The organism is Streptomyces sp. NBC_00557 (assembly GCF_036345995.1).
Lineage (GTDB): Bacteria > Actinomycetota > Actinomycetes > Streptomycetales > Streptomycetaceae > Streptomyces.
On the sequence record NZ_CP107796.1, the window covers coordinates 3,863,132 to 3,883,146 of the forward strand.

A 20,015-nucleotide genomic window follows, 5' to 3' on the forward strand; every position below is an offset into this window, starting at 1 on the left:
CCCGCCGTCCGACCAGCCTGCCTCACCGGGAGAGCCCCGATGCGCACAGCCACCTCCGCCGCCCTCGCGGCCGCCCTGCTCACCGCGGGGCTGACCCCGCTGGCGCTGAGCACCCCGGCCGCCGCCGCGGTCGCCAAGCAGTACGACGACTTCAACGGCGACGGCCACCGGGACCTGGCCTTCCAGGGCCACAGCCGGGACGGCGGGGGGAGCGGCGCCGTCACCGTCGTCTACGGCGGCGCCAAGGGCCCGGACACCGCGCACACGCAGACGGTCGACCAGGACAGCCCCGGCGTGCCCGGCACCGACGAGGAGGACGACCTCTTCGGCGAGGCCCTCGCCGGGGCCGACCTCGACAAGGACGGGTACTCCGACCTGGTCGTCGGCAACCCGACCGAGAAGGTCGGCCGTGACGAGTACCGGGGCACGGTCACCATCCTCTGGGGCTCCGCCTCGGGCCTGTCCGGCGGCACCACGCTCACCCCGAAGAGCTATGCCAACCGGTCCCAGGCCCACTTCGGCGCCTCCCTCGCCACCGGCGACTTCACCGGCGACGGCTCGCCCGACCTCGCGGTCGTCGGCGGGATGGAGACCTGGCTGTACCGGGGCCCGTTCACCAAGGCCGGGCACACCGGAACCGTCAGCGAGATCGACAAGACGGACGCCGGCTGGTACTCCTCCCGTCTCGTGGCCGGCAACGTCAACGGCGACGGCAGGACCGACCTCGTCGTCCTCGGCGAGCAGTTCTCCAGCGCCGGCGACAGCACTCCGAAGCAGCGCGCCTGGTTCCTCAAGGGCTCCTCCTCCGGTCTGGTCTCCGGTGCCTCCAAGACGCTGCCGGCCGGCGCCTGGGACGCGGCAATCGGTGACTTCGACAAGGACGGCTACGGCGACATCGCCCTCGGCCTGCCCGACCAGGACCACGGCAAGGGCGCGGTGACCGTGTGGCGCGGCTCCTCCTCGGGCCCCAGCGGCTCGACGACGTTCACCCAGGCCACCACGGGCGTCTCCGGCACACCCGAGGCCGACGACCACTTCGGAGCGGCCGTCTCGGCCGGCGACACCAACGGCGACGGCTACGCGGACCTCGCGGTCGGCGTGCCCCTGGAGGACGTCGACGGCACCGAGGACCAGGGCGGCGTGCACGTCTTCCGCGGTGGTTCCGGGGGCCTGAGCGGCAGCCGCTCCTCCTGGATCCCCGAGACGACCGCCGCCCCGGCCACCACCGACGCCGAATTCGGCTACACCGTCCGCCTGCGCGACCTCACCGGCGACGGCAGAGGGGAGCTGGCGATCGGCCTGATGGGCGGCGCGGTCCTGCTCCGCGGCACCTCGACGGTCCCGGCGACGTCCGGTGCCGTGCGGCTGCCGATGGTGGGGGGCGCCTTCCTGGACTGACGTTCCCGGGCCGGCGTGCCCGGACGCCCTGTGCCGCTGTGCCGGCGCGTCCCTGAGGCCCGGCAGGGCGGGACCCCTGGAAATCCCCGGGGCCGTGCCCTGACGGTCCCTTAGGGGATGTCACAGGTCGGCCGCAAAGCCCGGCCCGGACGCCGGGGCCGGGCACGTCACTCTCCGGGACCGGGTACGTTCGATGACGTGGCTGGATTCAGGATCGGACGCGGGGACCGGGACAACCGCACCCCCCAAGGACAGCAGGCGCCGCAGGGACCGTCGTACGGCCGGCCGGGACCGCAGCACGGGCAGCCGGGAGCGCCGTACGGGCAGCCCTCCGGGCCCTCGTACGGCTACCCGCAGGCGCCGCAGCGGCCGCACCCGCAGCCGTACGCGCAGCAGGGGCAGCCGTACCGCTACCCGGGCCCGGCGGGCGAGGACGGGCCGGAGTACTTCGGCGACGGCGGCTACCCGGGCGGCGCGGGCCAGGACCCCTACGCGGCGAACAACCCCGGCCACACCCAGGCGTTCTCGATCGACGAGGCCGCCGGCTACACCCAGGGCGCGACCTACCAGGCCGGCGCTGCCGCCGCCCCCGCCGCTCCGCTGGGCCCACCGCTGCACTGGAAGGAACTGCTGAGGGGGATCGTCCTCTCCCCCAACCAGACCTTCCTGCGCATGCGGGACTACACGATGTGGGCCCCGGCGCTCATCACCACCTTCCTCTACGGCCTGCTGGCCGTGTTCGGCTTCGACGGCGCCCGCCAGGACGCCATCAGCGCCACGCTCTCCAACGCGGTGCCGATCGTGCTGATCACGGCGGTCGTGATGGTGCTCGGCCTGTTCATCCTGGGCGTGGTCACCCACACCCTGGCCCGCCAGCTCGGCGGCGACGGCGCCTGGCAGCCGACGGTCGGCCTGTCCATGCTGATCACGGCGCTCACGGACGCGCCCCGCCTGGTCTTCGCCATGTTCTTCGGCGGCGACGCCGGTTTCGTGCAGCTGCTCGGCTGGGCCACCTGGATCGGCGCGGGCGCCCTGCTGACCCTGATGGTCTCCCGCTCCCACGACCTGCCCTGGCCGAAGGCGCTGGGCGCGTCGGCGATCCAGCTGATCGCGCTGCTGTCGATAGTGAAGCTGGGGACGTTCTAGTCCTCGAGGCACGGCACGCGAAAGGGCCCCGGCAAGGCAGCCGGGGCCCTTCTTCATATGCGCCATGCGCGCGGTCGTGGCAGGGTTTCCGGGGCTGGGGTTTCCGGGGCTGTACCGGGGGCTGGAAATCCATCCTCTCCACCGAAGCCGGGACCCGGCACCAGGAACGACGAAAAGGCTGGCCGAATGAAACTCGCCGAGAGTTTTGCACTTCTGGGCAAGCCCACCACAATCAGAACCTCAACTGCCACCAGACCTGAGACCCGAACATGAAACGGCCCGGCGGCCGGGCGCATGCGCGCCGTCGGCCGCCGGACTGTGACGTTCAGCCGTTGTTGTTGTTATTGTTGTTGTTCGCGCCACCGCCGCCGTTGTTGTTGTTGTTGTTATTGTTGTTGTTCGCGCCACCGCCGCCGTTGTTGTTGTTGTTATTGTTGTTGTTCGCGCCGCCGCCGTTGTTGTTGTTGTTATTGTTGTTGTTCGCGCCGCCGCCGTTGTTGTTGTTGTTATTGTTGTTGTTGGCCCCACCGCCGTTGTTGTTGTTATTGTTGTTGTTGTTCGCCCTGCCGCCGTTGTTGTTGTTGTTATTGTTGTTGTTGGCCCCACCGCCGTTGTTGTTGTTATTGTTGTTGTTGTTCGCCCTGCCGCCGTTGTTGTTGTTATTGTTGTTGTTCGCGCCACCGCCGTTGTTGTTGTTATTGTTGTTGTTGTTGTTGGCTCCGCCGCCGTTGTTGTTGTTGTTATTGTTGTTGTTGTTCCGGTGCCCCTTGTGGCGGTTGTTGTTATTATTGTTATTGTTGTTGTTTCCGCCTCCGCCGTTATTGTTGTTGTTATTGTTGTTGTTGCCTCCGCCGTTGTCGCTCGGTGCCATCACGTGAGCGACTGTCGGGGTCGGGGCGGCGAACGCGGCGGAGGGGATCATGGCCCCGCCCGCGGCCAGAGCGGCCGATGCGGTCAGCACCGCGGTACGCTTTGCGATCTTGCGGATCATGGTGATTCCTTTTCGAGGACTAGGTGATTGTGCCGATTCAGGGCCTATTCGATAGGGCCATCCATTCGGCCTGATGAATCAATTAGGCCCCCGCCACTCCGCCCGCGTCATTCCCCGAAATCTCGTGACTTGACAACCGGCCGGGTTGGACTCATTCGTCAGCATGCTCTGACGGCGCCGGGGGCACATCGGGTGGACGCCCCAAGTTCCACCCCGGCGCACCCCACATCCCACCGGGAATGAGGGGCACCACCCCACCCAGCCGACCCGACTTGATCGGTCTGGATCTTTTGCGCGGCACCGGTCACAGAGGGAAACTGGCGGGTGATGGACCTGCTGGAGCGAGAGACCGTGCTCCAGGACCTCACCGGCCACCTACAGGACGCCGTGAGCGGCCCTGGGCGTCTGGCTCTTGTGCGCGGTGAGGCCGGCATCGGAAAGACCGCCGTCGTCAACCGTCTGACCCAGCTGGCCGGTCCCCAGATCCGGGTGCTGGTCGGCGCCTGCGACCCCCTGGCCACGCCCCGCCCCCTCGGTCCCCTGGTGGACCTGGCTCCGCGCCTGGGCCAGGCGGTGCGTACCGCCCTGACCGGCGCGCTGTCCGGCGCCTGCCGCCCCGACGAGGTCTTCGACTGTCTGCTCGCCGACCTGAGCTCCTATCCCAGCCTGCTCGTCGTGGAGGACGTCCACTGGGCCGACGAGGCCACGATGGACCTGCTGCGGTATCTGGCCCGCCGCCTGCCGAGCGTTCCGGTGCTGCTGGTGGTCACCTACCGTGACGACGAGATCGGTCGCACCCACGACGTGACCGCCCTCCTCGGCACCCTGGCCGGCTATCCGTGGGTGTACCGCCACGACCTCGCCCCGCTGAGCCGGCGGGCCGTGGCCCGGCTGGCCGCCGGGCACGTCGTCGACGCCGAGCACCTGTATCAGGTCTCCGCCGGCAACCCGTTCATCGTCACCGAGATCCTCGCCGCCCCCGGCGAGTCCGTCCCGGCCACGGTGCGCGAGGCCGTCGCCGGCCGCCTGGCCGGCCTGTCGGCCGCGGCGCGTGAGGTCGTCGACGTGCTCTCCGTCCTGGGACGCCGGGCCTCGCTGCCGCTGCTGGCCGGCATGCTGCCGTCCTGCGAGGAGGCGCTCGACGAGGCCGTGGCCGGCGGAATCGTACGGACCGACGGGCAGACGGCCGAGTTCCGCCACGAGCTGACCCGGCTGGCGGTGCTGGAGTCCGTCCCCGCCGCCTGCCGTCTCCGGGTGCACCGGCAGGCGCTCGCGGCGCTGCGGTCCGGCCCGGTCGCCGCGGACGATCTGACGCTGCTGGCCGATCACGCCGAGGGCGCCGGGGACGCGGCCGCCGTACTGGAGTTCGCGCCCGCCGCGGCCGCCCGTGCCGCCGCGCTGGGCGCGCACCGGGAGGCGGCCGCCCAGTACGCCCGTGCCCTGCGATACGCCGACCACCTGCCGGCCGCCCGGCAGAGCTCCCTGCTGGAAGGCCATTCCCAGGCCTGCCTCCTGTCCGGCCGGCTGGACGAAGGGGTCGCCTCCCGCCGCCACGCGGTGACGCTGCGCCGCGCCCTGGGCGACCGGCTGCGCGAAGGGGAGAACCTGCGCTGGCTGTCGTGGTGGCTGTGGCCGGACGGGCGGGCCGTAGAGGCCAGACGGACCGGCCTGGACGCGGTGCGGGTGCTCGAAGAGCTGGGGCCGAGCCCGGAACTGGCCCGGGCGTACCTGAACCTGTGCCAGCTGGCCTGTTACGGGCATGAGGCGGTCACGGTGACCGACGCCTACGCCGCGAAGGCGATCGCCCTGGGTGAGCGCTTCGGCGATGCCGGGGTGGTCGTACAGGCGCGCTTCCACGCCGCGGCGGCACGCATGCTGACCGAGGACTCCGGCTGGACGGACTGCGAACAGGCGGTGACCCTCGCCATGGCGCGGGACCTGCCGGAGGACGCGGCCCTCATGGCGCTCAACATGTGCTGGTTCACCGCGCTCAAGCGCGACACGGCCGGGACCACCGTGGCCGTGAACCGTGCGGAAGCGTATTGCCTCGATCGCGACCTGTTGTCGTACCTGCTGTGTACACGGGCCTGGGGAAGCTGGGGGCTGCTGGCCCGGGGCCTGTGGACCGAGGCCGCCGACGCCGCGCAGAACGTGCTGTCCCACCCCGGCTCGCCCCCGGTCGTCCGGGCCCTGGCCCTGACCGTCCTGGCCCTGGTGCGGGCCCGTCGGGGCAAGGGCCAGGTGTGGCCGCTGCTGAAGCGGGCGGCCAACCTGGTCGACTCCGACTGCCTGCTGGACACGGGCCTGGGATGGGAGGCCCGGGTGGAGGCGGCCTGGCTGGCGGGTGACCACGAGCGGGTGCGGACGCAGGCGCAGCACGGCCTGGACGCGTTGGCCGGACGTACCCATCCCTGGCTGTCCGGGCCGCTGGCCTGCTGGATCCGCCGCGCCGGAGGAACACCCCCGCAGGTGCCCGCGGCCGGACCCTGCGCCCTGGAGCTGGCCGGCGACTGGGCGGGCGCCGCGGCCGAGTGGGACAGGCTCGGCTGCCCGTACCAGGCCGCGCTGGTCCGCCTGTCCGGCGACGCGCCCGCGCTGCACGAGGCTCTCGCCGCCTTCGAGGCCCTCGGCGCCCGGCCGGCCGTGGCACGCACCCGCGCCGTGATGCGTGCCCGCGGCGTCCGCCCGGTCCGGCGTGGCCCGCGGGCGGCCACCCGCGCCAATCCGTACGGGCTGACCCTCCGGGAGATGGACGTCCTCAAGCTGCTGCACGAGGGCCTGTCGGATGCCGAGATCGCCGCGCGCCTCTACATCACACCCAAGACCGCCGGGCACCACGTGGGCGCCGTACTGGCCAAACTCGGCGTCCACAGCCGGCAGGACGCCGCCCGCAAACTCCACCATTCCGAGCGCTGAAACCCAGCAGTCCGACGGGTGACGACCATGCAGAAAGCAGCCTCACGGATCGCCGGCCTCCTGATCGCGGCCTCCTGCTGCCTGACCCTCGGCGGCTGGGCCGCACCGACGGGTTCCCCGGCCGGGCCCGCGCCCGCGAAGTCGGCGCCCGAGTGTTATGCGACAAAGCGCGACCCGACCACCGTCGTGTGCTACCGGACGTCCTGGAAGGCCGAGTTCAGGCACGGCAGCATGGTCTACGTCCCGCTCCTCATCCAGGTGCCCACACCGTCGCCGCCACCGCCGGTGACGACCGTCGACAGCCTGGACGACATCCGCCCGGCCGACACCCCGTGATCCCGAAGGGCGCCCGCGTCAGCGGCGGATGCGAAAGCCCTCTCCCCCCGGCTCACGCACCCGGTGCCCTCAGGCGTCGAGCACCTGCCCGGCCCGCTTGACCACGGGCGGCTCGACGCTCCACGGGAAGTTGATCCAGTCGTCGGTCCGCTTCCAGACGTACTCGCACTTCACGAGGGAGTGGGACTTCTCATAGATCACCGCGGAGCGCACCTCGGCGACGGTGTCGAGGCAGAAGTCGCGCACCAGCTTGAGCGTTTTGCCGGTGTCGGCGACGTCGTCGGTGATCAGGACCTTCTTGTCGGAGAAGTCGATCACGTTGGGGACGGGCGCCAGCATGACCGGCATTTCCAGGGTGGTCCCCACCCCGGTGTAGAACTCGACGTTCACGAGGTGGATGTTCTTGCAGTCCAGGGCGTAGGCGAGCCCGCCCGCGACGAACACTCCGCCCCGGGCGATGCTGAGCACGATGTCGGGCTCGTACCCGTCGTCGGCGATCGTCTGCGCCAGTTCCCGGATGGCGACGCCGAACGCCTCGTAGGTCAGGTTCTCCCGCACTTCACTCATGTCGCTGTGGCCCTCACACCTGGGTCCGGTGGAAATTGACGTAGGACCGCGAGGCGGTCGGCCCGCGCTGCCCCTGGTACCGGGAGCCGTACCGCTCGCTGCCGTACGGGAACTCGGCGGGCGAACTGAGCCGGAACATGCACAGCTGCCCGATCTTCATCCCCGGCCAGAGCTTGATCGGCAGGGTGGCGAGATTGGACAGCTCGAGCGTGACGTGCCCGCTGAAGCCGGGGTCGATGAACCCGGCGGTGGAGTGCGTGACGAGCCCGAGCCGCCCGAGCGAGGACTTGCCCTCCAGCCGCGAGGCGAGGTCGTCGGGCAGCGTGATGACCTCGTACGTCGACGCGAGCACGAACTCCCCGGGGTGCAGGATGAACGGCTCGTCCCCCTCGGGCTCGACCAGCCGGGTCAGATCGGGCTGCTCGACCGAGGGGTCGATGTGCGGGTACCGGTGGTTCTCGAACACCCGGAAGTAACGGTCCAGCCGGACGTCGATGCTCGACGGCTGCACCATGGATTCGTCGTAGGGATCGATCCGTACCCGCCCGGCGTCGATCTCGGCCCGGATGTCCTTGTCTGAGAGAAGCACGTAGCGAGGATACGCAAGGCGCGCGCAGCCGTGACAATCGTGACGACTCCGCGCGCCCGGTGACGGCTCACGCCTTCTTCGAACAGCGGCGGCCTCGCGCCGCGCCTCCTGCCTTCCCCTGTCGCGTCCTGCCGCCGCCGCATCCGCCGCCGGCGTCTGCGCCAGGGCTACGGCGTCCTCGGCTAGCGCTTCTCCAGGGCGACCGGCACCACACTGCGGAGCCGGGCGCACCGGGGGCACCTCATGAGCCGGCCGGGGCCGAGCCGGTCGGCCTGCTGCATCGGGAACGAAGCGGTGCTGAAGACGTGCCCGTCCGCGCAGCGGACGACAGTGCGTTCCATCAAGTCCCTCAAGTCCCTTCCCCAAGAGCCTCGTCGGGCTTTACGACCCTGACGACAAAAGCCACATTACGGGATCAAAGAGACGACTCTCCAGGCGGCGCTCCGGCCTCCCCCGAGCCCTCCGCGAGGCCTCTACGGTACGCCCCAACTCCGCTCGCCCGCAGCCGGATCCCACCCCGGGAAACGACGCAGACCCCCGGACTCTGGGCACCAGGGGTCTGCGATGATGTACAGTGAGCAAGGTCCGGACACGGGCTCCGCGAGGGTCATGTCCGTACTTACGCGGGTGTAGTTTAATGGTAGAACATCAGCTTCCCAAGCTGAGAGCGCGAGTTCGATTCTCGTCACCCGCTCCAGAGAGAAACCCCAGGTCAGCAGCCTGGGGTTTGTTTGTTGTCTAGTCCAATTTGAGGGTGGCGTGCCCTCCGCGTGCCCTAAGTCGAGGCTGAGCGGTCACCTCAGGGGTGCCTGGATGCCTCTCTGGCCACCCCCGCCCTGGTTCGTCTCAAATGGCGAGACGCATTTCGTGTGACCTGCGCCACAGGTTGTGTAAATGGTGGTGAAGTCCCTTACGCAAAGGGCGACTTGCGGGCTTGCGCGCAGCTGTCGACCATCCGGACTGCACTTCGGTCGTTCCGCAGCGGCAGCATGAGCGGGTGGTTCACAATGCGCGCCATGCCCATGAGGTACGACCGTTCTCGAAGACGCCGAACGTCATCGCGTTGTGGGCGTCCCACGAAGAAAGGGACGCCCTGCAAGCTCCCCCAGGAGATCGGCCGAGGCTGTCGGCACCACGCCACCCGAGCTGAGCGTGAAGCTGCCGCCGAGGAGGCAAAAGCTCGGACCGAGAGGGCGAGGCAGCAGGCAGAACGAGAACAGCGGACGATCAGAGTCGTGCTCTCGCTCGTCACCCTGGCCGTGTTTGTTGGCCTTGGCGTCGGTGTCTGGGATGCCTGGAAGGACGATCAGCACGAGTCCATGTGCCAGCCACACCGAACCGAGGCCCTTGCGCTGAGCGACAAGGCCCGCGCCGTACGGATTCCTTTGGTGTTCGCCGGCGACCCGAACATCAGCATCCTGCAGTTCGGGACCAAGCTCCCCGACGATCTCGGGAACCTCGACACCACATCGGCCACCGAGCTGGACATAGCAACGGCGTACGCCAAGAAGCGCGACCTGGCTGGTCAGGCTGCACGCATTGTTCTCGACCACCAGGAGTGCTTCGACAGCGACTTCATCGCCGAGGCCACCCGCATAGATCAGGCCCCTACCGAGGTCAGCCGGGTAGAAATGCCCTCACCCGCTCACTGCAGCGACGGGTGGCCGTCCAGCTCCATCGGCCGACGAGGTGCGTGTTCACACCACGGCGGCGTTGTCGCTGGGCTCCCATGGGCCACGTTGCTCTTCGACTGATCTTGTAGGACGCGGCAACCCAGGGCTTCGACTCTTGCCTTAGGCAGACACCAGGTCTCCCAACGCTTCACGAAGGGCGGTGCCTACGACAGGTCCTGCCACGGCCACCTGTCGAAGCTCTTCGCCCTTCATGTAGCGGTAGCTCTGTGGAGGGTGGAAAGCCCCCGCGGAGCGCAGCGCGCTGAGCGTCACCGGCTCGTCGAAGGAGACGGGATCCTCCAGCGTGAGGCCGCTCGCCTGAGTCGCGCCACTCATGTAGGCGTCGTACTCACGCCGAGTGATTCCCGTCTGGGCGCTGTGGGCGGACCACACCTCCTTTGGGGAGGCGACATGGACTGAAGCGATGCGCGCCATGCCCACCACAGCCATGGTGGGCGCGGTCGCGTACAACAGAACCGGGGTTCCGGGTGGCGCAGCGACGCGTTGGCGGCGGACCTCCACCGTCTTGCTGCCGGCCAAAATCGCGGTGGCGAAGCGCGGGTGGACGGACAGCAGCATCGCGCGTTCCGGATCGTTCACGTCGTTCGGTGCCCCTCTTGGTAGATCGCCTGGAACAGCTCCTCGCTGATCTTGGACAGCGAGATCAGCGAACTCGGCGACCACGGTAGTCCCCGCTCCCTGGCCAGCGAGGTCAATCGCCGCAGCGTCACCGGCTTCGGGAAGATCTCGGTGTCCGAGAACCTCAGTGCCATGGCGTGGCCGGAGGTGTCAGCAGCTGCTTGAACCTCAGCTCGACCATATACGCCCAGGTGTTCGAATTTCGAGAAGAGGGTGTCGGGCGTGTCGATGAGCACCTCGTCGAGTCGCGAACTGCCCACCACCATTTGGCCTTCGCCCGGGGAACTGCCCTCGCTGACGTACCAGAGCAGGCGAGCCGGGACGCTCTCCCCGCGGCGGCCCGAGGAACGGTAGTAGACGTGCTCCCTGCTGATGCCCAGGGCGTCACTCCGAGGAATGAGCATGGCCGGGACGTTGAACAGCTCGGTTGACCAGCGCGGCTTGATGGGCACCAGGAAGGACGGCAGCCCCGAGTCGATGACCTTCGCCGGCCACCATGCCCGCTCCACCACGGCGGCTACCTCGGCGGGCATGCCGACGCGGAGCGCGGTCGTCTCCACGGTCAGCTCGCGGGCCAGTCCGCCCGCCACGGCCTCCACCTCGGCAGCCGTCCCGCACACATTCACGAGGAGGGCGACAAGCCTGCCGTCATGCTCGAAGAACCCGTCGTCGCCTGCCGCGGACTTGGCGGCCGCGGAGGGATGCGAATCGCTGATGCGGATGATCTCTGCACCGCAGTCCCGGCCAAGCCGCTTGATCAGGAAGAGGAGCTGCCGGGCCAGAGTCTCTTCCAGTGGGTGGCTGGCCGTACGAAGGACGGGGACAACCAGCGTTCGCCCATCCAGCGCCCATGCGTAGAGGGCAACCGGGTGGCCCTGACCATCCCTGAGCAGTTCGCGGCGCCAGGCGACCGTACCCCCATTCAGCGACCGCAGGCGCTCGGCGAAGGCCGAGCCGTCGTCGCCACCCGCCTGGTGGAAGAAGGCGACCAGTTCGCCCTCTGCGCCTGGTGCCACCTCGCCGGACCGGAAATCCGTCCCCATCAGATCGGCCGGGCGATACACCTGGGCCTGCCGCAACTCATCCACGTGCAGCGTCACGGTGGAAGGCGAGACGACCCGGACCCGGGCGACCTCCCAGGCCACGTCAGCCAGGCGGGACAACAGCGGATCGCGGGTCGCCAGGACTTGCAGACCGGCACATGAGGTCTCGGCCACGTACCGCAGGCAGAGCCGAAGCTCAGCGCCGACGGTCAGACTGGGGATGGCCTGCGTGGCGGCCACGAGTAGTTCACGGGTTCGCTCGTCCACAGCTGCCGAGTCGGGGGACAGCTTGCGCAGGCCGGTCAGAGCCGCCCGCTGGTGCTGACGCTCTGCCGTGTCTGTGAGGTCCCGGATCTGATGAACCAGCTGGGGTGTGTATGCGAGCTCGATGAGATCCGCCATCCAGCCGGCTTCCAGTGCGCGGGATTCCTCCGCGTCGGCCGTGTCAGCGAGGCCGCGCAGATCGGCGAACACTCCGTGGTCGACCGTTACCACCAGGAGCGCGTCGCTCTCCATCTCCGTGAACAGGTCCGGATGGCCGAGGTCCAACCACCAACCGTCCAGGATCTCGCCGTCACGGCCGCGGCCTCGCACCTCACCATCCGGGACGAAGCCGAGACTCCTCCACATCCCGCTCAGGTTGTAGTCCCGTCGGCACTTGGCCTTGATCCCGAGTCGCTGTGGGTACCGCTCTTTGATGCCCTCCACCAGCCGGCGGGCGATGCCCCGGCCGCGCTGTTCCTCCGCCACACACAGGTGTGCGAGCCGAATACGCGCGCTCCTCTTCGGCAGTCCGAACAGCGCATAGCCGAGCACCTCGTCCGCTTCAACCGCGGCCAGAAGGCCGCCATCCTCCGCTGCCTTCCGGTAAGCAGGAGGCGTCAGAAGCCCCAGCGTCTTCGTGTAGCGATCACCCAGGGCTATGGCCTTGTCGATCAGCTCGTCCTGCGCAGGCGAAACGGACACCAACTTGATCGCCATTGCTCCCCCCTCCAGTTGGGCCGGTCACGGCCGCCCACAACTCCCCTGTCAGTGCATGCAGGAAAAGCTGATCTCACTCACGGCCGTCTCTCAAGGGGGCACAAGGGGCGCACGGTAATGCGGAGACTGTCGCACGCGGTGCCGACCGTCCCGGAGTCCGGCCGACGCAGCCGTCCGGCCGGACTCCGTAGGTCACGGCTTCCTTCGCCTACATGGCTTTCGTCTGCTCGGCAGCTGACGCGCGCAGCCGCTCTCGCACCTCGGCGTCGATCCCCTGGGCCAGCTTGCGCTGGTGCTTCGCCGTGGAGTGCTGGTAGATCAGCTGGGCCCGCTCGGAGGACTGGCCGGCGCGGACCATGAGGTCCTTCAGCTTGGCTCCGGTGTCGGCGGCGAGGGTGTTGCCGGTGTGTCGGAGGTCGTAGAAGCGGAAGTTGTCCGCCATGTCGACCTTCTTCCTGGCCTTGCGCCACTTCCGCCCGAAGGTTGAGCGGCGGAACAGTGCGCCCTTCTCCCCGACGAAAAGGAGGCCGTCCGGCTCTTTCTCAGCGAACCACTGCAGGTGGCGGCGCAGCTCGGGGAGCAGGAAGTCGGGCAGGTAGACGGTGCGCTTGCCCGCCCGGGACTTCGGGTCGCCGGTGACCCGCTTGCCGTTGGTGAGCTCCGGGGAAGCCTGCGTGATCCGCAGGGAACATTCGTCGAGATCGACACTGCGACGGCGCAGCTCGGCCAGTTCCTCGGGGCGGAGCGCGGCGAACGCGCCGAGCAGGACCATCAGGCGCCAGCGCGGGCCCATGGCGTCGGCCAGGTCGAAGACCTGCCCGATCGTGGCCGTTGGACGCTCGTCGGCCTCCTCCTTGCCAGCGCCCTTGATACGGCACGGGTTGCTGCGGAGCAGGTCATCGTCGACCGCCGTCTGCAGGATGGCCTTCAGCAGCCGGTACGACCGTGGTGGCGCCGGTCGCCTTCAGGCGCTCGGCCCGCCATGTACGGATGCTGGGCGAGCTGATCTCGTCCAGGTCCTTGCCTCCGAAGGTCGGCAGGATGTGCAGGCGCAGCAGGCCGTTGTAGCGATCGACCGTCGTCGGGGCCAGCCCGCGCTCCCTCAGCCAGCGCAAGGCGTACTTCTTGAAGTTGACTGCCCCAGCGTCCGGGTCGCGCCACTGGTTGCGCTCGATGTCGGCGCGGGTGAGGTTGAGCCACTCCTGCGCGTCGGACTTGGTGTCGAACGTCTCCGGCGCGGTGTAGCGCTGCCCGTCCGGTCCCAGGTAGCGGGCCTGCCATCGGCCGGAGGGGAGCTTGCGTACCGTGCCGAACTCGCGCCGCCGCTGCGGCTTGCGTCCCGCCATCAGGCCGCCTTCCCGTAGCGGGCACGGATGCGGCGGACCGGCTCGACGGTGCGCGCCTCGACGTACTCGGTGATCGCGTTTTCCGGGATGCGCACCGGGCGACCGAGCTTCACGTAGCGGATGCGGCGCTCGGCGATCAGGCGGCGGACGAAGCGCTCCCCTGTACCGAGCATTTCGCCGGCCTCGGCCACGGTCAGGAGCCGGTCAGTCATTCGCCGTCACCTCCTGATCGGTGCGAGCGGTGCGCTGGGAGCGGGGAAGGGCAGAGGGTATTGCGGGTCGGCGCAAGGGCGACGGGTCCTTTACTCGGGGGGGTCTGGGCGGCTGGCCGTTGCTGCTGGCAGCGCTTGGGGTTACGCGGCGCGAGGCCCCTGGAGGAGTTCCTGGGGCGAGACACGGAGGGCCTGAGAGAGAGCGACGAGGTCGTCGATGTCGCAGCGGCGTTGGGCGCGTTCGATGCGGGACAGCATCGTGTTGGTCATCGGACGGCCGAGGGCGGTGACGCGGGCGGCGAGCTCGCGCTGGGCGAGGCCGCGTTCGGTGCGGAGGATTTCGATGCTGCGGGCGGTCCGTATTCCGGCCGTACCGATTTCCAGGGATCGTGCTGCCATGGCTCCATTTGTAGCTTGCATTCGCCGGTTTGGTTAACCGGGGATCGTCGGCTATGTTCCGCCCGGCGAACGGGCGGGAGTTACCTCTGGGCTGGGGGTTCGGGTATCCGTCGGGCGTTGCCTTCGTCGGCCCGACAGTGCGCTCTGACGTGGGATGTTGTGTTGTAGCTTGCGCCGCAGCAGGGAGTCAACGGTCTCCCGATGTGATGCTTCTGGCTTCAACTGACAGGGCATTATTTCGGCAACCGCCGATTCGGGTTTATGGTTTTGGTGATGCTTCGTAGCACAGGTTCGCCGTCAGCTGTCTGATTTCCTGGCGGAATGCTGGACTTGTGCGGCATGCGTGTGGCTGTCTTGGCTATACGACGCCACCAGCCCTCCCCCGCGCCTTCGGACCGGGGCTGTGTGCAACCCCCTCCCTGTGCAACGCCCGACGAGGGCCGACCGCACCTCCCCTCCCTGACCTAGGAGCCGCCGCCCGATGAGCTACGACGCCCGTGAATGGGTGTGGGACCACAGCCACAGCAAGGGCACCGCCCGCATGGTCCTCGCCCTGATCGCCGACCGGTGCCGCGACCGGCACTGCGTCGCGTACGCGTCCGTGCCCACCCTCATGAAACGCGCCAACGCCTCCCGCACCGCCGTACGCGATGCCCTGGCCAAGCTGATCGCCAGCGGCGAGCTCGTACAGCTCACCGACCGCAAAGGGCCGCGGGGAGAGACGTACTACCACCTCCCAGTCGCCGCCCGGTTCCTCGCCGAGCAGACCGCGGAGGGGAACCGGAATCCGACCCAGGGGGGTCAGATTCCGACCCTCGGGGGGTCGGAATCCGACCCGGCCGAGCACGTCGAAGGGGAGTCGGAATCCGACCCCGGGGAACAGAATCCGACCCCCAGGGGGTACGGATTCCGACCCAGAGGGGGTGCAGATTCCGACCCCCAGAACAGAAGAGAACCGAAGGTGAACGGTAAGAGCAGCAGCTCTGCCCCGCTCATCTCCGCCATCGAGTGGCAGATCGACACCGATGCCCGTTCCTGGCTGCAGCACCACGGCCACCTCGACCGCCTCGGCGAGGACGCGATGCACGCCGCCGACGAGAAGTGGCGCACCTACCGGGCCGCCTGGGCGCCCCGCACCGCCGCCGCGTGGGCAGCCGACTGGCGCGCGTGGATCGCCCGGGAACACACCCCCGCCCCTGGCCGCCCCAAGCTCTACGCCCTGCCAGGCGGCACACCCTCCCCCCCCAACACTCGGCATGACGCGCTCCGAGGCGCACATGGCCGCCCTGCTCGCCGCCCTCGACGAACCGACCGGAACGGAGTAACCCGCCTTTGGACCGACGCGAAGTCGCCGCTGTCCTCGCCTACGTCGGACGCCTCGATCCCCGCACCATCCGCCCCGGCACGGGCGAAGCCCGTGACCAAATCGCCCAGTGGCAGGAGCTGCTCGACGACGTGCCCTTCGCCACCGACCACGGCTGGGACGTCCGCGAGGCCATACGGTCCCACGTCCTCGACTCGCCGTACCCGATCCTGCCCGTGGACGTCGCCCGCCGATGGCGTCCCCACCGACGCGACCGCCTCGAGCGGCACACCGACCCCATTCCCGCCGCCGACCCGGACGATCCGGCCGCCTGGCGAGCCGAGCTGCTGCGGTCCCGGAACGCTGTCGCCGCCGGCATAGCCTCCCCTACCACGCACCGGCAGATCGCCAGCGGTGGCCGGCCTCGCGACGTCGAGGGGCGCCTGCGCGAGATCGGCTCGTGCATCCCGCCGGCCGTCCGCGCCGAGCTGGCCCGCTACCGTCCGAACCGCGCCGCTCGCGAGGCCGCCGTCGCCGGGGGCATCCCCGATGCACTCAGAGTCCGGTGCAACTGGTGCCAGGCACCCGTGGGCTCCCCTTGCCGTCAACGAAGGGCGAGCCCCGACGGCGCTGCCCGGGGCAATGCCATACGCGCGACCCCTCACCCGTCGCGCATCGACCTCGCCGCTGCCCGGACGGACCGACACCGAGCTGCGTGACGCAGCCCGGCGCCGCTCCTCGCGGCAGCTACGTGGGGCTACGACCGTCGGTCCCCGAACCGGTCGTACACGACTCCCACGAGCACTTGGGGACCGCGTCCCGGGGACCGTGTGACGGCTGCCGGGGACCGGTCCCCTCTGAAGCCGCAGCTCAGAGGGCCTTTCATACCGGTCCCAGAGCGTCCCCAGAACGGGGACCGTCCCCGCAGCAGTACCTTCGGTCCCCTCGGGGACCGGGACCGTGCAGGAAAACGGGGACCGTCCCCGTGACGACGTGTCAGGGGGACCGTCCCCGATGAGCGTCGCGTCCCCGTCCCCAAGCGTCTGGGGACCGTGCACCGCGGCACTTTGGGTACCGGTCCCCGTCGCTCTCCTTTCAGCCGCAGCCCTCGCTCGGACAACGCCCATCTCGGTCGACCTGTCCAGACCTCAGCCGACCACCGCCGAATTGCTCCGACCGCTGCCCTCGCTCGGCGACCCGGCGACTCAGCTCCCCTACCGAACACCCCGGAGAACCACGCATGCACGACCGACACCATGAACACACCAACCGGCAGGAGACGCCCACCGCCCCCGACAACCGCGCAGCAAGTTATCCGCCAAGACAGTCTTCCCCGGTGGGGAAGACTGTCCAGGCGCAACCCGCCCCGGGGGTGGCGGGTCCGGACTGGCACCAGGGGGCGCCAGTCCGGGAGGCAGCGGCCGTGGGGGGATCGCAGCCAGAAGGGCAGTCGCCAAGCTCCAAGCACCGCACCTCCGAGAAGACCGCGCGCAAGCGCTGGCCGAGATCCGGCAATGACAAGCGCGTTCACGTGTGCTGTGTCCGTCTCAACGACACCGAGAAAACCGTCCTCACCGCTGCTGCCGCGGCGACCCGAGCGAGTCTGCCCGCCTTCCTCGCCCGCAGCGGCCTCGCCGCCGCCAGTGACCTCAACAACACCGCCGCTGCCATAGCCGGACGACGAGAAACAATCTCGGAACTGTTCGCCACACGCCGGCACCTCAACCAGGTCGGCAACAACCTCAACCAAGCCTCCAAGGCCCTCAACTCCGGTTCCTGGCCTGTCGAGATCGACGCCGTCCTCGCCGCCGTAAACCGCGCCGTTCACCGCGTCGACTACGCGGTGCAACAGCTCATCGCCCAGCACTAGGAAGCAGCGCGGGCAGGATCCGCGAGCGCTGGGTGGCGTCTCTGAGAGGAGTCGGCCAGTGCTCAGAGCAGTGCACCGAGCCGATGACCTTCTCGCAAGGCAGCCAGCCGACCTGCCAGTTCCCGCGGCCCGATCTTGCTCAAGGCCCAGAGGCTGCTGGCACGCCGAGCCCAGCACCAAAGCGGGTCCTCCGTATCCACAGGGGTGTGGAAGGGCAATACGGAGATGCCGTGGGCATCGAAGGGGGCAGGGTCGAGGTAGCGCGTACCGCCGGTGCCGCACAGATAGTGGGTGCTGCCGGTGGCTGCCGCGAGATCGGCGAGGCGCTCCGATCGGTTGTGACGGGTGCGGATCCGACCGCTGTCCAGCACCTCCCTGGCCCAGCCAAGCGCAGCGAGCATGGCGAGCGTCGATGCTCGCGCAATACGTGCCACACGATCAGTGGTGTCCAATGCGTCCAGGGCCGCGTCGAGAACATCGCGCACGGCGTCCCTGTGGCCACTGCGGCCGTAGTACTGGCGCACAAGCAGCTCGACAGTCCTGCGCGAGCAATGAGGATCAACGAGCCGCGCCTGGCTGATTAGTGTCGGCCGCCCGTGGGGAAGGTGTGTCGGTAGCGTGAGCCACTGCTGCCGACCGGGATCGTCCAAGGCGGCGAGGCGAGCGCGGTGCTGGTAGTCGCGCCGGGCGAACTGTACGTCGTCGAGGACGATCCAGCGGTCGGCGGCGAAGAGCTTCGCCAAGGTGGACAGGCGTGGGAACAGGTTCGGCTGATGGATCGCGCAGACCTCGCTTGGTGGACCGAAGCGGGATGACTCAGGTGCCGATGAGGCGGCTGTCGAAACCGGCACCCAGGAGGCGCTCGTAAGCCTCATACACATCTCCCGGCACGTCCTGCTCGATGGCGAAGCCGAGCTTCGGGTACTCGATCACCCGTTGCAGGTCGCCGACGAGCATGTCGATGACGAGTTTCTCGTCGCCGATCGACTTGATGTAGTCGTCCAGCTCCAGCGGTTCGGATGCGCATACGACGTCCACCTCGGGCCACAGCTTGCGGCATGTCGCGTACGAGCGCCGCTCCATGTACGGCTTGGAGATCAGAAGCAGCGACTCCACCTCCACGTCGGCCTCGGTGAGCAGCTCGCGGGAGAAGGTGATGTTCTGCCCGGTGTTCGCGGCTTTCGGCTCCACGAGAATCGCTTCGTCCGGCACGCCCAGGCTCAGGGCGTGCTCGCGGTAGTGGACAGCCTCACCGCGCGGGAAGCGGGCGCGGGTGGTGGGGCTGTTGCCGCCGCTGAAGACCAGGACCGGGAAGAGACCGGCACGGTACATTTCGGCGGCCGTGGTGGCCACGCCCAGGTCATGGCTGCCCAGGCCGATCGCCGCCGAGCAGGGCCGCTGCTCATGGCCCATTTGGTGGTAGTTCCAGATCAGCGTCGCGTCGTGGAACTGCTGGTCGGTGATCTGGCGCTGCTCGTGCTCCGGCACTGGCACTCCCTGGCTCATCCCTGCTGGTCCTTCCGGATGCCCTCGATACTGCGCAGCTGGTGGCTCAGCCCGTACTGCTGGGCCACCTGAGCCGCCTGATCGAGGACGGACAGCCCATCATTCCGGGTCGCCGCGTCCGACAGAAGGATGTGCCCGTAGGCGGTGTCCAGCCGCACTCGCTGCATCGGCGAGTCGACCGTGCCGGTGGTGCGCGCGACGTCGATGTAGTGCAGTGCCTGCTTCAGGTCGCCGGCGCCTCGGTGGGCCAGGGCCAGCTTCTGGTGGGCGACCGACCAGTCCTCCGGCTCGCCGAGGTCCTCGAAGGCACGGGTGGCGGCTGTCATGACCTGGGTGGCGTACTCGTTGTTGCCCTTCTTGCTCAGCGCGGTACCCACCCAGAGCCGCGCCCTGGCTCGATCGCGAGGGCTTAAACGCTCGTCCGTGGCAAGCAGTTCGTACTGGCGGGCGGAGGCGTCGAGCTGACCCGACATCTCCTGGACGACGGCGAGGGAAAGATCGATCTGGGCCACTCGGCGCGGGATGTCGAGCTCGGTGAACATGCCGCGAGCTGCGGTGTAGGAATGCCGGGCGGAGAGCGGGCCGAGGACCGCCCCCTGATCCCGTTGCAGGTCCCCGAGAAGCACGAGGGAACGGCCATAGAGGTACAGGCCCTTGTCGTCCAGGTGATGCGGGTCGAGGCGTCCCAGCCAGCGGTTCAGCAAGGTGGTGGCGAAGGGAAAGTCCTGGCGGCTGATGCAGACGACCGCGCGCTCAATGTCCTCGGCCCACGTCTCATGGTCCGCCAGCCGCGCGCTCTTGCGCTCAGGGAACAGCAGCGCCTCGAACCGGGCCTGGGCGGCGGAGTCCGCACGGGCGAGCGCGGTGTCGAGGATGGCTTGGGTGTCCGGGCGGGGCTGGGTTTCGCTGCCGAGGCTCTCCCACTTGGCGACCGTGCGCAGCGCGACACCGAGGTGCTCGGCGAAGGTGCGCGTACTCATGCGCAGCGCTGCGCGCAGGGCGCTCGCTTCCCGGCCGGTCCATTGCTGCACGCTGACCACGGATGACCTCCCTCCGTCACGTATGGAAGCACTCTCGGTGACGACGCGGGGCGGGAAGTG

General features: G+C 69.0%; 18 protein-coding genes, 1 tRNA gene and 2 pseudogenes. 9 read left to right on the forward strand and 12 right to left on the reverse strand.

The features are described from left to right. Positions 1–39 precede the first annotated feature (39 nt). Together OG956_RS16550 and OG956_RS16555 are read left to right on the forward strand one after the other, a co-directional pair. Positions 40–1,398 carry an FG-GAP and VCBS repeat-containing protein gene (locus OG956_RS16550; RefSeq protein WP_330338743.1) on the forward strand — a complete coding sequence of 453 codons (1,359 nt, stop codon included), beginning with the start codon at positions 40–42 and terminating at the stop codon, positions 1,396–1,398. Between the two features lie 117 nt (positions 1,399–1,515). Continuing rightward, positions 1,516–2,544, forward strand: a complete 1,029-nt coding sequence (locus OG956_RS16555; RefSeq protein ID WP_330338744.1) for a Yip1 family protein — start codon at positions 1,516–1,518, stop codon at positions 2,542–2,544. Positions 2,545–2,869: 325 nt separating this feature from the next. Here OG956_RS16555 and OG956_RS16560 read toward each other — a convergent pair whose 3' ends face one another. Then, on the reverse strand, positions 2,870–3,535 hold the full coding sequence (locus tag OG956_RS16560; RefSeq protein ID WP_330338745.1) for a hypothetical protein: 666 nt from the start codon (positions 3,533–3,535) through the stop codon (positions 2,870–2,872). A 327-nt stretch (positions 3,536–3,862) separates the two neighbouring features. Between OG956_RS16560 and OG956_RS16565 the strand changes: the two genes are divergently transcribed. Together OG956_RS16565 and OG956_RS16570 are read left to right on the forward strand one after the other, a co-directional pair. Next, complete coding sequence (locus OG956_RS16565; protein ID WP_330338746.1) at positions 3,863–6,451, forward strand: ATP-binding protein; 2,589 nt, start codon at positions 3,863–3,865, stop codon at positions 6,449–6,451. Between the two features lie 27 nt (positions 6,452–6,478). Continuing rightward, positions 6,479–6,787 (forward strand): hypothetical protein, encoded by a 309-nt coding sequence (locus OG956_RS16570; protein ID WP_330338747.1) that lies wholly within the window; start codon positions 6,479–6,481, stop codon positions 6,785–6,787. 69 nt (positions 6,788–6,856) lie between these two features. Here OG956_RS16570 and OG956_RS16575 read toward each other — a convergent pair whose 3' ends face one another. The 3 genes from OG956_RS16575 to OG956_RS16585 form a co-directional block, all read right to left on the reverse strand. Beyond that, positions 6,857–7,354 (reverse strand): phosphoribosyltransferase, encoded by a 498-nt coding sequence (locus tag OG956_RS16575; RefSeq protein ID WP_330338748.1) that lies wholly within the window; start codon positions 7,352–7,354, stop codon positions 6,857–6,859. Between the two features lie 13 nt (positions 7,355–7,367). Next, positions 7,368–7,943, reverse strand: a complete 576-nt coding sequence (dcd, locus tag OG956_RS16580; protein WP_330338749.1) for a dCTP deaminase — start codon at positions 7,941–7,943, stop codon at positions 7,368–7,370. A 182-nt stretch (positions 7,944–8,125) separates the two neighbouring features. Then, a complete protein-coding gene (locus OG956_RS16585) occupies positions 8,126–8,284 on the reverse strand; it encodes a hypothetical protein (RefSeq protein WP_330338750.1) in 159 nt (52 codons plus the stop codon). Between the two features lie 282 nt (positions 8,285–8,566). Here OG956_RS16585 and OG956_RS16590 point away from each other — a divergent pair. Both OG956_RS16590 and OG956_RS16595 read left to right on the forward strand, forming a co-directional pair. Continuing rightward, positions 8,567–8,640: transfer RNA gene (locus OG956_RS16590), tRNA-Gly, on the forward strand. A 538-nt stretch (positions 8,641–9,178) separates the two neighbouring features. Beyond that, a complete protein-coding gene (locus OG956_RS16595) occupies positions 9,179–9,697 on the forward strand; it encodes a DUF3761 domain-containing protein (RefSeq protein ID WP_330338751.1) in 519 nt (172 codons plus the stop codon). 39 nt (positions 9,698–9,736) lie between these two features. On the opposite strand, the gene OG956_RS16600 is transcribed toward OG956_RS16595, so the two are convergent. The 5 genes and pseudogenes from OG956_RS16600 to OG956_RS16620 form a co-directional block, all read right to left on the reverse strand. After that, the gene (locus tag OG956_RS16600; protein ID WP_330338752.1) at positions 9,737–10,216 is read right to left on the reverse strand and encodes an ASCH domain-containing protein; all 480 of its coding nucleotides are present in this window, start codon (positions 10,214–10,216) and stop codon (positions 9,737–9,739) included. Next, the gene (locus OG956_RS16605; protein ID WP_330338753.1) at positions 10,213–12,279 is read right to left on the reverse strand and encodes a GNAT family N-acetyltransferase; all 2,067 of its coding nucleotides are present in this window, start codon (positions 12,277–12,279) and stop codon (positions 10,213–10,215) included. Before OG956_RS16605 ends, OG956_RS16600 begins: the two co-directional genes overlap by 4 nt. 208 nt (positions 12,280–12,487) lie before the next feature. Beyond that, positions 12,488–13,625, reverse strand: a pseudogene (locus OG956_RS16610) (tyrosine-type recombinase/integrase). Further along, positions 13,625–13,837 (reverse strand): helix-turn-helix domain-containing protein, encoded by a 213-nt coding sequence (locus OG956_RS16615; protein ID WP_330338754.1) that lies wholly within the window; start codon positions 13,835–13,837, stop codon positions 13,625–13,627. Before OG956_RS16615 ends, OG956_RS16610 begins: the two are co-directional and overlap by 1 nt. 141 nt (positions 13,838–13,978) lie before the next feature. After that, positions 13,979–14,236, reverse strand: a complete 258-nt coding sequence (locus OG956_RS16620; protein WP_330338755.1) for a helix-turn-helix domain-containing protein — start codon at positions 14,234–14,236, stop codon at positions 13,979–13,981. Between the two features lie 481 nt (positions 14,237–14,717). On the opposite strand from OG956_RS16620, the pseudogene OG956_RS16625 reads away from it, so the two are divergent. The 3 genes and pseudogenes from OG956_RS16625 to OG956_RS16635 all read left to right on the forward strand — a co-directional run bounded on the left by OG956_RS16625 (position 14,718) and on the right by OG956_RS16635 (position 17,409). Then, positions 14,718–15,561: pseudogene (locus OG956_RS16625) on the forward strand (helix-turn-helix domain-containing protein). 7 nt (positions 15,562–15,568) lie between these two features. Continuing rightward, positions 15,569–16,258 (forward strand): zinc finger domain-containing protein, encoded by a 690-nt coding sequence (locus OG956_RS16630; RefSeq protein ID WP_330338756.1) that lies wholly within the window; start codon positions 15,569–15,571, stop codon positions 16,256–16,258. Between the two features lie 704 nt (positions 16,259–16,962). Then, positions 16,963–17,409 (forward strand): plasmid mobilization relaxosome protein MobC, encoded by a 447-nt coding sequence (locus OG956_RS16635; RefSeq protein WP_330338757.1) that lies wholly within the window; start codon positions 16,963–16,965, stop codon positions 17,407–17,409. Between the two features lie 62 nt (positions 17,410–17,471). Here OG956_RS16635 and OG956_RS16640 read toward each other — a convergent pair whose 3' ends face one another. The 3 genes from OG956_RS16640 to OG956_RS16650 are packed head-to-tail and all read right to left on the reverse strand — an operon-like array spanning position 17,472 to position 19,955. After that, positions 17,472–18,284 (reverse strand): WbqC family protein, encoded by an 813-nt coding sequence (locus OG956_RS16640; RefSeq protein ID WP_443065566.1) that lies wholly within the window; start codon positions 18,282–18,284, stop codon positions 17,472–17,474. Beyond that, on the reverse strand, positions 18,226–18,915 hold the full coding sequence (locus tag OG956_RS16645) for a YdcF family protein (protein WP_330338758.1): 690 nt from the start codon (positions 18,913–18,915) through the stop codon (positions 18,226–18,228). Before OG956_RS16645 ends, OG956_RS16640 begins: the two co-directional genes overlap by 59 nt. After that, positions 18,912–19,955, reverse strand: coding sequence for a helix-turn-helix domain-containing protein (locus OG956_RS16650; protein WP_330338759.1), 1,044 nt, complete (start codon positions 19,953–19,955; stop codon positions 18,912–18,914). The genes OG956_RS16645 and OG956_RS16650 overlap by 4 nt, the downstream gene beginning before the upstream one ends. Positions 19,956–20,015 lie beyond the last annotated feature (60 nt).